The sequence below is a fragment of the Lacinutrix algicola genome (assembly GCF_001418085.1).
Taxonomy (GTDB): Bacteria; Bacteroidota; Bacteroidia; order Flavobacteriales; family Flavobacteriaceae; genus Lacinutrix; species Lacinutrix algicola.
In genome coordinates, this window is record NZ_LIQH01000039.1 from 326,582 (window position 1) to 342,560 (window position 15,979).

Sequence of the window (15,979 nt, forward strand, 5' to 3'; positions counted from 1 at the left end):
ACAGATATAGTAATTATTAAAAATTCCTTTTAAACATTTGTTTAAAAGGAATTTTTTTATTTAAAGTATTTACTTAAAAGCAATAAACCCAATAGAATCTCAAAAATTCTATTGGGTTTATTTATAAAAATATACCGTTAAAAGACGTGTTTAGTAACCGACATATTCAACAATCTCTAGTCCGTAACCTATCATTCCAACACGTTTAGTTTGTTGCGTGTTAGAGATTAATTTTAGCTTGTGTATGTTTAAATCGTGTAATATTTGAGCACCTATACCGAAATCTTTATTATCCATAGAAATTGCTGGAGCTTTAGATATTGTACCTTCTGTTTGGTTCTCTTTTAAAAGGCTTAAACGCTTTAATAAGTTTAATGATTGCGATTGCTGGTTTATAAATAGTATAGCACCTTTTCCTTCATTACTTATTACACGAAACATATCGTCTAATTTTTCATCAGCATTATTGGTAAGTGTTCCTAAAATATCGTTGTTTACTAAAGTAGAATTTACCCTAGTTAATACTTTTTCATTTGTAGACCATTCTCCTTTTGTTAAAGCAATATGAACTTGGTCGTTAGTTGTTTGCTGGTACGCTCGTAGTCTGAAGCTTCCAAAGCGAGTTTCTATATTAAAATCTTCTTTCTTTTCTATTAAAGAATCATGATCCATTCTATAAGCTACTAAATCTTCAATAGAAACCAGTTTTAAATCAAACTTTTTAGCAACTTCAACAAGTTGCGGTAATCTAGCCATTGTTCCATCTTCATTCATGATTTCTACAATAACACCAGCAGGTTCTAAGCCAGCTAAACGCGCAAAGTCTATAGCAGCTTCTGTATGTCCTGTTCTACGTAAAACACCACCTTCTTTAGCTACTAAAGGAAAAATATGTCCAGGTCTTGCTAAATCAAATGGCTTAGTATCTTTATTAACCAAAGATTTAACTGTTAATGCACGATCTGCAGCAGAAATTCCAGTAGTTACACCTTGACCTTTTAAATCTACCGATACCGTAAATGCAGTCTCCATAGGATCTGTATTGTTAGTTACCATCATATGTAAACCTAAGTCTTTACAACGGTCTTCGGTTAGTGGAGCACAAATTAAACCACGTCCATGAGTAGCCATGAAATTTATCATTTCAGGAGTTACTAATTCAGCTGCAGCTAAAAAATCGCCTTCATTTTCTCTGTCTTCATCATCAACAACGATAATAACTTTACCAGCCTTAATATCGTTAATAGCTTCTTGAATTGTATTTAGTTTAAATGTCACTTTTTCTTCTGTTTTAGTAATCATTACAAGACTTTTTATTATAGCAAAGATATTGCTTAATTATGTTTTTTATTTTAAACAAGATTTGATTTTTCTATTGACTAATAGAGATATCAAAGCTTAATAGTTATGATAATTTACTTTTTATGAAGTAAAAACCAGACACTATAAATGATATAATGCTTAATTGCAATGCAGCAGAAGCATATAGAGGTAATTTATTATTTACAAATACAAAATGAAGAATAACTAGAAGTATAGCTAAAATTAAAACTCCTATAGAAAGTTTTATTAGACTTTTACTTGTAGTTGCCTTTAATTCTGTATTAGATTCCGTTATATGCTGTTCTATGGCTTTGTTATTATGATTAACCTTGATTGTGTCCTTTCTAATTTGTAAATTCTTAATAAAGTAAAAAATACTCACTGTAAGAGAAACAATACTTAGTTGTATTGAAGCCGAAGCATATATTGGTAATTTATTATTAGCAAAAACAAAGTAAAGCACAACTAAAACCAAAGCAAAAATTAAAGTCGCAATTGAAATTTTAATTAACGTTTTTTGTTCTTGATTAATTGGAGTTTTAATTATTGTGTTATCGGCTTTAGAAACATCAACTGCTTCGGTAGCATTATTGTTAATGCCAAACTCAATGGTGTTTAAGTCTTTTTTAATCTGTTTTTTCTGAATAAAATAGAAAATGAAATACAGAGGAAAACCTAATAATGAAAATAGGACGCCATTAATACTATTGTTTTTACCTAAGTGCTTGTATAGGTTAGTATGCTTAGCGAACGATTTTGAAAGTGCGAATATAAAAATTAGAAAAGCAACAATTCCTATTACAAATATGGCATTACCAATAATTGCTAATTTGTTATTAATTAATATTCTACCACCAAGAATTAATACTAAGCCTATAGAATAAAGAATAAATGCTAGTTTAGAATCTTCTTCATAATCATTTTTTAAAGTAGACGCTTCTTCAAGAAAGTCGTTATTTAAATGCCCAGCCATTTTTAATTCTTGCCTTGTAATACCTCTAGAAGTAAGTACAGAAATTGCAGTATTTTTATGCTCTACAGTATAATCGAAACTTCTGTAGTCTTTTACAATAGCAATAAGTTTGCTGTCATTTAGGTTTTGGATAACTTTATAATCTTCAGAATTTACATTAAAGACTTTAGTGCTAAACTCAGTCTTTTTAGTTTTAATTTTAAAGAATTTTTTAAGAGGTTCTAAAAGACCATCTGTATCTAGTAAACCTCTGTCTTTTGTGGCTCTAGAAGTTAAATATATACTCAAAGGCAGCATAATAAGGGTAGAGAACCAGGAGGCTAACACAGGATTAAACGAGCCGTCTTTGGCACTATTTTTTGCAAAAATTCCAATAAAGTGATAGCTTAAAAATATAACAATTGCCATAACCATTGGTAATCCCAAACCACCTTTTCTAATTAATGCACCTAAAGGAGCACCAACAAAAAATAAAATAATACAAGCAATTGCTAATGCAAATTTCTCGTGTAGAGCAATAATATGTCTGTTTAACCAAATAGTACTTCCTTTTATATTGGCTTCTTTAGCAGTAACTATTTGCTTTGTACTAGTTGTAGCATTTATAGCATAATCTAGCAACTGTATTTTTTGTTTTAGATTAAAAAGGTCTATTACGTTATTAGTGTAAGTAGTATCTTTTTTTGTTTCTACAGATAAGTTTACTGTTGCAATATTGGTTCTATTATATAAGGTTGTTCCAAATTTTTCGAATTCGTTTTTGCGTTCTGTAATAAGAGAATCTGTAGTGTATTTTAAATCTCCAATGGCAAGCATCGAATACTTATTATCGGTTTTCTTTTCGTCTAGATCTACACCACCAAGTTGGGATAAATCTAAATTGATAGTATATTTTAGAAATTCACTTTTTACAAAAGGCTTTTTTACTTTTTCTTTATGTTTGTTTGGAGGCGTGTCATCATAATAATAACCATCAAAAAGTATAAGTTTTAAAGTTTCAGAATCTTCGGCACTAACAAGTTCTCCTGTTTTTGCAATAATAGTAACGTGGTTTCCAGGCTTTTTTGCTTGTCCTTTATGGATGACAACGTTTTCTAAAAATTGTCCGCGATCACCAGTTTTCTTAGCTACTTTAATATTGAAGTTGTCTACAATTTGGTTAAACTGTCCTTCGGCTATAGCCATTGCAGGCTTTACTTTTGCAATGTTTTTTCGTAAATTATAACTTTCGTATTCTGCTCTAGGTATTATATTATTACTAAAAAAGAAAGTAAGAATACTTAAAAAGAATATAAAGACACTTAAACTAGCCATTGCGCGTTGTAATGAAATACCAGTAGATTTCATTGCAGCAAATTCATAATTTTCGGCAAAATTACCAAAAACCATTATCGAGGCTAGCAGTATTGTAAGCGGTAAAATTAGAGGAATTAGGGTAGGAGTAATGTAAAATAAAAATTTTAAAACCGTTATTAAGTCTAAATCTTTACCTGCTAGTTCTTTAATATAAAGCCAAATAGCCTGTAATACAAAAATCAGCATGAGTATTACAAACACGCTGATAAAAGTTTTTAGATAAGAAGTTAATATGTATCTATCTAGTATTTTCACTAATTGTCCTTAGTCTAGTTTATTTATAAAGTAATCGTTGTACTTACTTTCGTCAAAAGTAAACAAGGTTTTCGAGATAGGCTCATTTGTTTTAAAAGAATTAACAGTAAGTGTTGTTTTAGTTCCATTTTTACCAATCTCGATAAGATTATAGATGTGTTTTGTCTCTGCATCTATGCCTAAAAGAATATACTTTATGCTTGCATTAGAATCCATAGGAGATAATTTTACATATTGAATGTTTCTTCCTTTTACTTTTTGAATGATATCCATTTTATAAGTAAAACCATCTTCGTAAAACGATAACATCTTGCTAGGTGTAATAGTGCCTTCATCTTCTCCATTATCTGAAGAAACAGTTACCTCTTCATCTTCAGAGCTAATTGTATATAATTTATTACCATCAAATATTCTAGTAATACCAAGTATGTTTAATTTGTACTTATCACCTTGCATGTTAACATCACCACGTGTTTCTTGTTTGATGTTTTCGGAAGTGTTTTCTAAAACATATTTAAAATCTATAGCAATATTATTGTAGCCTTTTACTTTTGTAGAGACTTCGTTTAATAATGTTTTTGCTTTAGCATCATTCTGCGCAAATGTGACACTTGAAATAATTAAAGCTAATAATAGTAGTACTTTTTTCATCTTAAAATTTTAATTTTTTTATTGACCTTCGTTTGATAATAATTGATCGAGAGCAACTAAATCTGGCACTAATACTTGTCTAGCTTTACTACCTTCAAAACCACCAACAATTCCAGCGGCTTCTAATTGATCTATAATACGTCCTGCTCGGTTGTAACCTAACTTTAACTTACGTTGCAATAACGAAGCAGAACCTTGTTGAGCTGTTACAATAATTTCGGCAGCATCTCTAAACAGTTTATCTCTATCGTCTATATCTATATCAAGACTCGTGCCACCTTCTTCGCCAACATATTCTGGAAGTAAATAAGCGTCTGGATAAGCCTTTTGAGCACCAATAAAATCTACTATTTTTTCTACTTCAGGAGTATCAACAAAAGCACATTGCACTCTTATCATATCGTTTCCTTGTGTGTATAGCATATCTCCACGACCAATAAGTTGGTCTGCGCCGCCGGCATCTAAAATAGTACGTGAATCTATTTTACTAGAAACTCTAAATGCTATACGTGCTGGGAAATTGGCTTTAATAATACCTGTAATTACGTTAACCGATGGTCTTTGTGTTGCAATAATTAAGTGAATACCAATGGCACGAGCAAGTTGTGCTAAACGTGCAACTGGCGTTTCTACCTCTTTACCGGCAGTCATAATTAAATCGGCAAACTCATCTACAACTAGAACAATGTATGGTAAATAAGCGTGTCCATCGTTAGGATTTAATTTACGAGCTTTAAATTTTGCATTATACTCAACAATGTTACGACATAATGCATTTTTAAGCATTTCGTAACGGTTATCCATTTCAATACACAATGAATTAAGTGTGTGAATAACTTTAGTATTATCAGTAATTATAGCTTCAGCTTCATCTGGAAGTTTAGCTAGGTAATGTCTTTCAATTTTATTAAATAAAGTTAATTCTACTTTTTTAGGATCTACTAAAACGAATTTAACTTCCGCAGGATGCTTTTTGTATAATAACGAAGTTAGTACGGCATTTAATCCAACCGATTTACCTTGTCCTGTTGCACCAGCCATTAAAAGGTGAGGCATTTTTGCTAAATCAATAACTAAAGTCTCATTACTAATTGTTTTACCTATTGCAATAGGTAAGTGCATTTTTGAATTCTGAAATTTTTGAGAAGCAATTACAGAGCGCATAGAAACAATAGTTGCATTTGTATTTGGCACTTCTATACCAATAGTTCCTTTTCCTGGAATAGGAGCAATAATTCTAATTCCTAATGCGGCTAGAGATAATGCAATATCATCTTCTAAATTTTTAATTTTAGAAATTCTAACACCAGCTTCTGGAACAATTTCATAAAGAGTAACTGTAGGTCCAATAGTTGCTTTAATACTTGAAATACCTATTTTATAGTTATTTAAAGTATCTACAATTTTATTTTTATTCGCTTCTAACTCTTCTTGATTTATGGTAACACCTTCGTTATCATATTTCTTTAATAAATCTAAAGGAGGAAATTGATAATTTCCTAATTCTAGAGTAGGATCGTATGGTCCAAAATCGGCTACTAATTTATCGGAAAGATTATCGGTTTCAGATTTTTCTTCAATTACTTTTTCTACCTCAATTTCTACTTCAGGTTCATTTTCTGGAATTTCAATTTCCATTGTAGAAGTGCTAACACTTGGTTTTTCAACCTTTGGCGTTTCTACTTTTAATTCTTGAACAGGAGCATCTTCTTTGGTTTCAATTTTAGAATGATTAGAAATTGTTGGCTGAATATCTTCTTTAACTTGAAAAGCAGATTTAAAAGCTTCAGCTTCGTCTGTTAAAGTATTATCTATAGGTACTATAACGTCTTTAGACGCTTCGTTAAATTCAGATTTAATATCTTTTTTAGCACTCCTTAATAAGGCTCCAATACGTTCAGGTGTAAAACCAAATCTAATTGCTAAATAGGTGATAAAACCAAAAATTAATAATAGTACAATACCTATTTTACCAATATAATCTTGTAAAAAGTTGTTTAATTCAAAACCAATAGTACCACTTAAAATACCTGTTTGTGGTCCTGTAAATCCTAAAAGAATAGAAATCCAAATTACCACTAAAGTTCCCCAAAACCAATGTTGGAAAAGTTTCTCTTTTTTAAGGTCTAAAAGAATATAAATTCCAGATAAGAATATAAGTCCTGAAAAAATAAAGGATGCAACACCAAATCCACGTTGAATAAATAAATCACTAATCCAAGCGCCACTTTGGCTTGCCCAGTTTTTTGTTTCGACTACTCTAGAAGGAAGCTCGCCAAGTACACTTTGGTCTGCCTTACCAGTAAACAAAAAAGATAAAAATGCTATAAATATTAAAACACCTAAAAGCACTAAAAGGCTACCAAAAATTAATTTTTGTTGACTTGTTAGTATTAAATTAGGTTTTTTAAAGCTTAATTTTTTCTTTGCTGTTTTAGGTTTGGATTTCGATTTTGCTTTCGCCATTGTTGGTTTTTAGATTGCGTAAAAATAAACAAATTCAATTAGATATATTGTTGTTTATTGGGTATAAATAACGCTTTTTCTACTGTGTAATTGTGTTTAAAACTTAGGAATATAAATAATACAACCAACCGCAACCGCGGCAACAGCCATAATAAAAACAGCTCCAGCAGCTAAATCTTTAATTAAACCAATTTTTGGATGGTGTTCTGGGTGTATAAAATCTGCAATTTCTTCAATAGCCGTATTTACACCTTCAATAGCCATTACCATTGCAATAACTAAAATTTGAAGACACCATTCTGTTGCGGTAAGACCAACATAAAAGCCTAAAATAGTCATTAATAGACCAATAGTAGTTTGTACTTTTAAACTGGCTTCTGTAGTAATTAAAAGGTAGGCTCCTTTAAAGGCGAAACCTACACTTTTAATTCTATTTACTAAAAAAGAGTCCTTTTTTTTATTCATCTAAAAGGGCGCTCAATGAAGCTTTATAGTTCGGTTCGTCTACAATTTCTTGAACTTGTTCAGTGTATTTTACAATACCATTTTCGTCTAAAACAATAACAGCACGTGAATGTAATCCTTCTAGTGGACCTGTTGTAAATTCTAATCCGTAGTCTTTTCCAAATTGTCCAGTTTTAAAATCGGACAACATTATTACATTCTCAATACCTTCAGCACCACAAAAACGTGCTTGGGCAAAAGGTAAATCTCTAGAAATACATAAAACTTTTGTATTTTCTATTTTAGAAGCTTCTTTATTAAATGTTCTTACAGATGTAGCACATGTACCAGTATCGATACTTGGAAAAATATTTAAAACAAGCTTTGTGCCTTTAAAATCTGAAAGTGTTTTAATTGATAAATCGTTTGCTGCTAAAGAAAAATTTGGTGTTTTTTCTCCTGTTTTTGGTAAGTTTCCACTAGTTTCTATATGTGTTCCTTTTAAAGTTATTTCAGCCATTTTATAAGATTTTAATTAAAAGATAAAATTAAGAATAATATGTTCTAAAACTGTCCTTGTTTTAATTTTTTTTAATAATTAGAAATGCTTGTTGGTCATTGTGTTAGTTTATAGGCTTCAGTTAATTGTTTGTTAAAGCTATGGAGTTCTTAAAACCGACATTGGAGAAATCTCGTTAATAGAGGAGTTAACAATATGATAATTATTTAAAAAACGAAATTTATGAAAGCATCAAAATTTATAAAAGCGACTTTATTTACACTTGCAGTTATTACTTCTATAAACGGATTTTCTCAAGAGAAAATGATGAAGAAGGACAAAATGAAGAAAGAAATAACAGTTATGGTTTGTGGAGCAGAAATGTACCCAAGTAAAAACATTATAGAAAATGCTGTTAATTCTAAAGATCATACCACTTTAGTAGCAGCGGTAAAAGCGACAGATTTAGTAGAGACATTATCTAGCGAAGGTCCGTTTACTGTATTTGCACCAACAAATGCCGCTTTTGCAAAATTACCAGAAGGTACAGTTAACACTTTATTAATGGCAGAAAACAAGAAAACATTACAAACAGTATTAACATACCACGTTGTTGCTGGGAAATGGAATGCTAAAGCTATTTTAAAAATGATTAAAAAAGGAAATGGTAAAGCTGAAATTAAAACAGTAAGTCGTGGAACCATTACGGCTTGGTTAAAAAATAAGGAGGTTTACATTACAGACGAAAACGGAAACTCTGCAAAAGTAACAATCGCAGATGTTAATCAATCTAACGGTGTTATTCATGTAATTGATACAGTTTTATTGCCTAAGTATTAATTATTAGGTATTTACTAAGTTTATTTAAAAGAGTTACTTCTTATAGAAGTGACTCTTTTTTTGTTTCATAAGTAAGGTTTGCTTAAATTTAAGGACACAATATTCATATAGTCTATAAGTATTATTGATGTTAAAATAAAAACAATCAATTTTATTTATAATTGTTCAGCCTATCAATAGAGTAATTTTATCAAAAATTAAAACATCAAATAAAAAACAAATAAAATATATGGATCATTCTACTAATGGAGATGCAAGCAAATGCCCTTTTATGCAAGGAGCAGTTACAACTACCGAAAAATCTGTGACAGATTGGTGGCCTAATACCTTAAACTTAGATATTTTACACCAGCAGGATTCTAAAACAAATCCTTTAGGTGCAGATTTCGATTATCACGAAGAATTAAAAAAATTAGATGTAGCCGCTTTAAAAAAGGACGTGAATGATTTTATGACGGATAGTCAAGATTGGTGGCCTGCAGATTGGGGACATTATGGTGGATTAATGATTAGATTATCATGGCATGCTGCAGGATCTTACAGATTAGCAGATGGACGTGGCGGCGGTGGTACAGGAAACCAACGTTTTGCACCTTTAAATTCTTGGCCAGATAATGCGAGTTTAGATAAAGCAAGACGTTTACTTTGGCCGATTAAGAAAAAATACGGTAATACAATAAGTTGGGCAGATTTAATTATTCTTGCCGGAACTATTGCTTACGAAAACATGGGATTAAAAACCTATGGTTTTGCATTTGGTCGTACAGATATTTGGCATCCAGAAAAAGATGTGTATTGGGGAGCCGAAAAAGAATGGTTAGCACCAAGCGACGAGCGTTATGGTAGTGTTGATAAACCAGATACTATGGAAAATCCATTAGCAGCCGTACAAATGGGATTAATTTATGTAAACCCAGAAGGTGTAAATGGTAAATCAGATCCATTAAAAACAGCATTACAAGTTAGAGAAACATTCAAGCGTATGGCGATGAATGATGAGGAAACTGTTGCTTTAACTGCTGGCGGACATACTGTTGGTAAAGCACACGGAAATGGAGATGCAAGCATTTTAGGCCCGGATCCAGAAAGTGCAGATGTAGAAGAGCAAGGTTTAGGTTGGTCTAATCCAAATAAATCAGGAAAAGGAAGATATACGGTTACTAGTGGTATAGAAGGTGCTTGGACAACGCATCCAACTAAATGGGATAATGGTTTTTTCGAAATGTTATATAACCATGAGTGGGAATTACGTAAAAGTCCTGCAGGCGCTACACAATGGGAACCTGTAAGTATTAAAGATGAAGATAAACCTGTAGATGTTGAGGATTTAACAACAAAATTAAATCCAATGATGACAGATGCAGATATGGCCATGAAAATGGATCCTATTTATAACGAAATTTCATTAAAATTTAAAGACGATTTTGATGCGTTTTCTGATGCTTTTGCACGTGCTTGGTTTAAATTAACGCATCGTGATATGGGACCAAAAGACCGTTGGTTTGGACCAGATGTACCACAAGAAGATTTAATTTGGCAAGATCCAATTCCTAAAGGAAATAACGATTATAATGTAAATGCTGTAAAAGATAAAATTGCTAGTACAGATTTAAGTATTTCAGAATTAGTATCTACCGCTTGGGATAGTGCAAGAACTTATAGAGGATCAGATTTTAGAGGTGGCGCAAATGGCGCACGTATTAACCTAGCGCCTCAAAATAAATGGGAAGGTAACGAGCCTGCTCAATTAGAAAAAGTATTAGCGGTTTTACAGCCAATTGCTACTGAGTTTGGAATTAGCCTTGCAGATACTATTGTATTAGCTGGTAATGTTGGTGTAGAAAAAGCTATTAAAAATGCTGGTATGAAAATTAGTGTTCCTTTTACTTCAGGTAGAGGTGATGCTACGCAGGCTATGACAGATGTAGAATCTTTTGAGTCTATGGAACCACTTGCAGATGGTTTTAGAAATTACCAAAAGAAAGAATATGTAGTTAGCCCTGAAGAGATGTTACTAGATAAAACACAATTACTTGGATTAACTGCTGCAGAAATGACAGTATTAGTAGGAGGTATGCGTGTTATGGGAACTAACTTTGGAGGAACAAAACATGGTGTGTTTACAGAAAACGAAGGCGCTTTAACTAACGATTTCTTTGTAAACCTTACCGATATGATTTACGAATGGAAATCTCAAGATAACGGTATTTACGAAATTAAAAACCGTAAAACTGGAGATGTTAAATTTACTGCAACACGTGTAGATTTAGTATTTGGTTCTAACTCTATTTTACGTGCGTATTCAGAAATGTATGCACAAGATGATAGTAAAGAGCGTTTTGTAACAGATTTTGTTGCTGCTTGGACTAAAGTGATGAACGCTAACCGTTTTGATATAAAATAATTTGTACTAACATATAATATAAAGGAGTGGATTTTTAAAATCCATTCCTTTTTTATTGCAAAAAAATAAACATTTACCATTGGTAAATTGAATAAAAACCACAAAAGAATAAAAGAAATGAAAAATATAAACACACTTTTCGAAAGCATAAAAAATAAAGATACTGCTACTTTAAAAGCATTACTTACAGCAAATCCTAAATTAGCAGAAGCTAAAGACGAACGCGGATTTACACCATTAATTTTAGCTACTTATTTTGATAATGAAGCTGCTACTAAAACATTAGTAGAACATCAAGCACCAATTGATGCCCAAGATGCCTCTGGAAATACCGCTTTAATTGGTGTTAGTTTTAAAGGAAACGTGGCTTTTGCGAAGTATTTAATTGAGAATGGTGCTAATTTAAATGCAACAAATAACAACGGAACCACAGCATTAACCTTTGCAACACAATACAATAAAGTAGATATTGTAAAATTGTTATTAGAACAAAAAGCAGATGCTACCATTAAAGATAATGATAACAAAACAGCTGTAGAATATGCTGAAGCAAAAGGTTTTAGTGCTATTTTTGCGCTTTTGGGATAAAGAAGTATTTGCTTACTTTTTGTTATTATTGCTTTAAAAAGTTATGGTTTTGTAAAACTGTTAGAGTTTTTTATTTGGGTTGTGTTTTATAACTAACTATAGTAATTTATTTAAGAAAGGGCTTACTTTAGATGTTTGTTGGAGTTTGGGAATTAATATGCTTAACAAAGTGAAAGCTTTTTATGGTATTTAAGTTTTTTAGTAACATTAGAGTGTTTGTATATTTTCATTTCCAAACCATTCGGTTATTTTAACCATTGCTGAATCTCCCATTTGAGAAAGAGCTAAAACAACTAAATTTTCTTTAGCCCTAGAACAAGAGACATAAAATAGGTTTTTAGTTCGTAATTTTCTTTGTTCTAAATGATCTGTAACATCAAAGAATTTTTCAAAATTATATTGTGCTGGCCAACTTGTATCATCAATTACCACTAAGACATTTCTATATTCTTCTCCTTTTGTTCCGTGTTTAGTTGAATATGAAGTTTGTTCTTGGATGTGTTTAAATACAGAGATTACTTCACTATAATTTATAAGCATTAAGGATTCATAAAATTCTTTATTTTTAGTTGCTCTTTTGTTTTCATCTTCATCTGTAATACTTGTAATATCTACACTTAATTGTTCTATGAATTTTTGTAATTTTCTAGAAGCAAGCGATAACTTATTTTCTTGACAAAAATTAAAAACATCTTGAACTGCTCCAGTCATCCTTATAGTAGTCAATGCTTGTAATTTACTTTCTATTTCTTTTTTATCAGAATGTTTAGTTAATGAGCTAAAAACACCTTGTTGTTTTAAATATTTTATAACTCTGTTGTAATTTCCCTCTTCCCAAAAAGAAACTAAATGTTCTATTCCAGTCTCACGTTCTTTAGAAGTCTTTTTGTCTATAGAGCCCATAAAGTATGAAGAAAAAACATTTTCTCTCTTTAATAATGCTTCTTTTGCACTTTGAGTGTACCTTTTTACGAAAAGTTTATAAAGATTTAAGAAGCCAGCTCTTTCAGCTACTTTACTGTTTGCGATTATTAATATTTTGTCATTGCCTGATTCTGAAAAATCCCAACCTTTTGTTTCTAAACTTGAAATTATGCTCTCATAGTCAGAATCTTTTTTAGGTGCAATTCTTTCTTTATAATCTGCTACTTTTTCTTTTGGCTGCTTTGGAGTATTTGTACAATTAATAAATTGAACACTTCCTCTAGTACTTTCTTTACTTTCAGGTATTGTTTGAGTTATATTATCTCGAATATTATTTAATAGTTTAACAACACTTTCGGAAGAACGATAATTATCGTCCTTTGTTACAAGTTTAAGTTTGTTAGAATCGATATAGGATTGTAGTGAACCAATTCCTTCATCATAGATTTTTTGATAAGAATCTCCGTAAAAACCAACTAATAGTTTTGTTTTATTTCTTTCGAGTAAATGATTAATAATAGCATCAACAGTTTCAATTGCTGTATCTTGATATTCATCTATAAATAAATAGGGATATTTTTGACCTAAAATATGAGTTAATGCAGTATAGTTTTTAAACATTTGTAAAGACAGTGTAATTACATCATCATGATGTAAACTTCCTTGTTCAAAATCTCTATAACCACTATCATCGTAAGTAACTTCTTTAATTCTATCTTTTAATCTAGTTTTATAATTTTCAGGTTTTTTGCTATTTAAAAGCATAAACTCATTTAATGCATCTAATTCAATTATTAGTTGCTTGTTGAATCTTTTGATACAATCCCATAAAAATTCATGAATGGTAGAAACAATAACTAACGGATTATTTTCAAGCCTTTCAATAATTTCATTTTTTGCAACATTAGTATAAGTGATACAAACAATTTTTTGATTATTTAATTTTATACTTTCTCCTTTTGTTTCTAAAACGTAATTTATCGTCTGAATTAAAGTATATGTTTTTCCTGAACCAGCGCCAGCTTCAAGTACATAACTTTTATTTTCTTCTATATGTTTTCTAATTTGTTCAATAGCTGTCATTCTAATCGTTTTTAGATAACCATATTAAACCTTCTTTTATGTATTCTGGAACTTTCCATTCTCCATATTTTTCTTCATTAAATGACATAATATCGAATGTGAAATTTGTTTTTACTTTAGAGCTTGATGGAGTAGGGATTTTATCCATTAAAGAATGTGATTTTAAAAAAGAAAAACGATTTTTTACAACAATTTTAGATTTATCATCTTTTGTAAATTCAGATAGTAAAAGTGTTTTATTAGTATTAATAAATGATTCTTCAAAGCTTCTTCCAATAAAACTATTTTCATTTGTTTGATATGCTACACGAATATTTTCTTGTGTTTTTTCATCATTTGTACAATTCGTAAGATCTTTAATAGTTGTTTTATTTGGCAACCATTTTTTTAATGTTTCATTAGTAGTAAATTTATTATCATCAATAGGACTAACTTGACAAGCTCCATTTTCGTCACTTGAATCAATATCTGTAATTATCAATGTTCTTACATTAATAAACTCTAATATTTCCCTGAAAGAATGGGCATATGCTCCACCAACTTCTAAAATAGAAACATATTCATTACATAATGATTTTGCTGATTTCTGTATCATTTGAGGTAAAAGCATGCGTTCAGTTGTTCCTTCAACTAAAATAACTTTATCAGCAAAAAACAAATCAGATTTATGAAGCGTTAAATATTGTCTTAAAAATCTAAAAGTTCGTTTATAATCTTTAATTTTTAAATTATTAAAATCTTGATTTGTTATTTTGTATCCTCCTGAATCCGTTGGAAATCTATTGAAATATCTAATTCTATTGAACCCTTTTTCAGTTTCAATTCCAGATTCTGAAAGAATATGTGATGAATGAGTTGTAATTATAACTTGTATTTGTAAAGCTGTATCTTTTTTTGCCTCTTTAACAACTTCTAAAACTTGACTTATAAACACTTGTTGCATTTGTGGATGCATATGCGCTTCAGGCTCTTCTATTAATACCACAAGAAAATTTGACAGTTTTTCTTCTTTGGAGTTTTTAAATTTTTCAATGAAACTTGCTAATTCAAGAATCATATAGATAAGATTGCTATAACCTAATCCATTATAGCTTTCGGGTAAGTTAACCTCATTTTGTTTATATAAGTACTGAATATTATTTTTTAAAACTTTTTCAGAGTCAAATTTTGAATCTATTTCAATTTCAGGTATTTTAATTTCAGTATGTGCCCCAAATTGTTTAAGCTTTGATTGAATACCCTCAAGTACTTTATTGTATTTAATTTTTAAATCTTTTGATACGGAAGTAAGTGCATTTTCTAGATCAATTACATCTTTATTATTTTTATCTCTTTGGTTATAATAGTTAGAAAACCCAAGAGATAAAGCATTGTTAGAATCACCTTTTGTGTCATCCAAAATTCGCATTGCTTCAATACTTTCAAAAAGTACTACTTTTTGAATTTTAGTTTTAAAACTATCCTCTATTATTCTTGTATAGTCAGATTCTTTATCAATTGCATAACAAACTGTTTGGTATAATAAGGTTATATTTTTATGAAGATATTCTATTAACTTTATTGCTTTATCTTCTCTGTTTTCAAATGATTGAAATACTTTTAAAGTGTTTTTTGGTTCAAAAGAAATAGAAATTACAGCATCGTTTCTAGCGTCCTCCAAATCGGTTATAAATTCACTAAGTTCAACTAATGATTCATTATTTTCTTTATTGTATTCAATTTCAAAACTGATTTTAATTTTTGGAATATCAACTATTAGTTGTTTTTCAAGTGTTTTTTTGTATTCTTCTGTAATTCCGTGTTTCTTAGATTCTAAGTATTTGCTGTGAACAGCTTTGAAAGTAGCATAAGTACTTTGGGAAAAGTCCTCAAAAATAAATTTACCATCAGTAGAAGTAGCCAATTTGATTGCTTCAAAAAAAGAGGTTTTTCCGGTATTATTCTTTCCTACAATTAGCGTGATGTCGTTTTCAAGACTGCAATTTATATCATCCAAAAGACGAAAGTTTTGGACTTGTATTTTATTGATTTTCATTTAAATTCTCATTTGATAAGGACTTTTTTTTGAAACTTAATTTCTTTAGTATCAAAAAATGTTTCTAATAGATTAATTAATAGCTAAAACGAAGTTACCAAAAACCGAATGAAAATCAACCATGAGTCTAAACAAAAA

Annotated in this window: 11 protein-coding genes; 3 read left to right on the forward strand and 8 right to left on the reverse strand. The window is 30.3% G+C overall.

Going from position 1 to position 15,979, the window contains the following annotated elements:
• Positions 1 to 150 precede the first annotated feature (150 nt).
• The 6 genes from ribB to tpx all read right to left on the reverse strand — a co-directional run bounded on the left by ribB (position 151) and on the right by tpx (position 7,988).
• Positions 151 to 1,302 carry a 3,4-dihydroxy-2-butanone-4-phosphate synthase gene (gene ribB / locus ASC41_RS12420; RefSeq protein WP_055436967.1) on the reverse strand — a complete coding sequence of 384 codons (1,152 nt, stop codon included), beginning with the start codon at positions 1,300 to 1,302 and terminating at the stop codon, positions 151 to 153.
• Positions 1,303 to 1,405: 103 nt separating this feature from the next.
• Positions 1,406 to 3,907: an LptF/LptG family permease gene (locus ASC41_RS17190; protein ID WP_083477204.1), complete on the reverse strand. Its 2,502-nt coding sequence runs from the start codon at positions 3,905 to 3,907 to the stop codon at positions 1,406 to 1,408.
• Between the two features lie 9 nt (positions 3,908 to 3,916).
• Positions 3,917 to 4,558 (reverse strand): outer membrane lipoprotein periplasmic chaperone LolA1, encoded by a 642-nt coding sequence (gene lolA1, locus ASC41_RS12430; RefSeq protein ID WP_055436968.1) that lies wholly within the window; start codon positions 4,556 to 4,558, stop codon positions 3,917 to 3,919.
• Between the two features lie 18 nt (positions 4,559 to 4,576).
• Positions 4,577 to 7,024, reverse strand: coding sequence for an FtsK/SpoIIIE family DNA translocase (locus tag ASC41_RS12435; RefSeq protein ID WP_055436969.1), 2,448 nt, complete (start codon positions 7,022 to 7,024; stop codon positions 4,577 to 4,579).
• Between the two features lie 96 nt (positions 7,025 to 7,120).
• Complete coding sequence (locus ASC41_RS12440) at positions 7,121 to 7,489, reverse strand: diacylglycerol kinase (RefSeq protein ID WP_055436970.1); 369 nt, start codon at positions 7,487 to 7,489, stop codon at positions 7,121 to 7,123.
• On the reverse strand, positions 7,482 to 7,988 hold the full coding sequence (gene tpx / locus ASC41_RS12445) for a thiol peroxidase (protein WP_055436971.1): 507 nt from the start codon (positions 7,986 to 7,988) through the stop codon (positions 7,482 to 7,484). The genes ASC41_RS12440 and tpx overlap by 8 nt, the downstream gene beginning before the upstream one ends.
• Before the next feature lie 222 nt (positions 7,989 to 8,210).
• On the opposite strand from tpx, the gene ASC41_RS12450 reads away from it, so the two are divergent.
• The 3 genes from ASC41_RS12450 (at position 8,211) to ASC41_RS12460 (ending at position 11,799) form a co-directional block, all read left to right on the forward strand.
• Positions 8,211 to 8,807, forward strand: a complete 597-nt coding sequence (locus tag ASC41_RS12450; RefSeq protein WP_083477205.1) for a fasciclin domain-containing protein — start codon at positions 8,211 to 8,213, stop codon at positions 8,805 to 8,807.
• Positions 8,808 to 9,036: 229 nt separating this feature from the next.
• Entirely contained in the window at positions 9,037 to 11,211 is a 2,175-nt protein-coding gene (katG, locus tag ASC41_RS12455; protein ID WP_055436972.1) for a catalase/peroxidase HPI, read from the forward strand.
• 117 nt (positions 11,212 to 11,328) lie between these two features.
• A complete protein-coding gene (locus tag ASC41_RS12460) occupies positions 11,329 to 11,799 on the forward strand; it encodes an ankyrin repeat domain-containing protein (RefSeq protein ID WP_055437081.1) in 471 nt (156 codons plus the stop codon).
• Between the two features lie 207 nt (positions 11,800 to 12,006).
• Here ASC41_RS12460 and ASC41_RS12465 read toward each other — a convergent pair whose 3' ends face one another.
• Complete coding sequence (locus tag ASC41_RS12465) at positions 12,007 to 13,806, reverse strand: UvrD-helicase domain-containing protein (protein WP_055436973.1); 1,800 nt, start codon at positions 13,804 to 13,806, stop codon at positions 12,007 to 12,009.
• A gap of 1 nt (position 13,807) precedes the next feature.
• On the reverse strand, positions 13,808 to 15,841 hold the full coding sequence (locus ASC41_RS12470; RefSeq protein WP_083477206.1) for an ATP-dependent nuclease: 2,034 nt from the start codon (positions 15,839 to 15,841) through the stop codon (positions 13,808 to 13,810).
• Between the last annotated feature and the right edge of the window lie 138 nt (positions 15,842 to 15,979).

What these genes read in the sequence shown, in the direction of transcription:
- ribB (WP_055436967.1), bottom strand. Translation starts at nt 1,302, where the DNA reads ATGATTACTAAAACAGAAGAAAAAGTGACATTTAAACTAAATACAATT.
- lolA1 (WP_055436968.1), bottom strand. Translation starts at nt 4,558, where the DNA reads ATGAAAAAAGTACTACTATTATTAGCTTTAATTATTTCAAGTGTCACA.
- ASC41_RS12435 (WP_055436969.1), bottom strand. Translation starts at nt 7,024, where the DNA reads ATGGCGAAAGCAAAATCGAAATCCAAACCTAAAACAGCAAAGAAAAAA.
- ASC41_RS12440 (WP_055436970.1), bottom strand. Translation starts at nt 7,489, where the DNA reads ATGAATAAAAAAAAGGACTCTTTTTTAGTAAATAGAATTAAAAGTGTA.
- tpx (WP_055436971.1), bottom strand. Translation starts at nt 7,988, where the DNA reads ATGGCTGAAATAACTTTAAAAGGAACACATATAGAAACTAGTGGAAAC.
- ASC41_RS12450 (WP_083477205.1), top strand. Translation starts at nt 8,211, where the DNA reads ATGAAAGCATCAAAATTTATAAAAGCGACTTTATTTACACTTGCAGTT.
- katG (WP_055436972.1), top strand. Translation starts at nt 9,037, where the DNA reads ATGGATCATTCTACTAATGGAGATGCAAGCAAATGCCCTTTTATGCAA.
- ASC41_RS12460 (WP_055437081.1), top strand. Translation starts at nt 11,329, where the DNA reads ATGAAAAATATAAACACACTTTTCGAAAGCATAAAAAATAAAGATACT.
- ASC41_RS12465 (WP_055436973.1), bottom strand. Translation starts at nt 13,806, where the DNA reads ATGACAGCTATTGAACAAATTAGAAAACATATAGAAGAAAATAAAAGT.
- ASC41_RS12470 (WP_083477206.1), bottom strand. Translation starts at nt 15,841, where the DNA reads ATGAAAATCAATAAAATACAAGTCCAAAACTTTCGTCTTTTGGATGAT.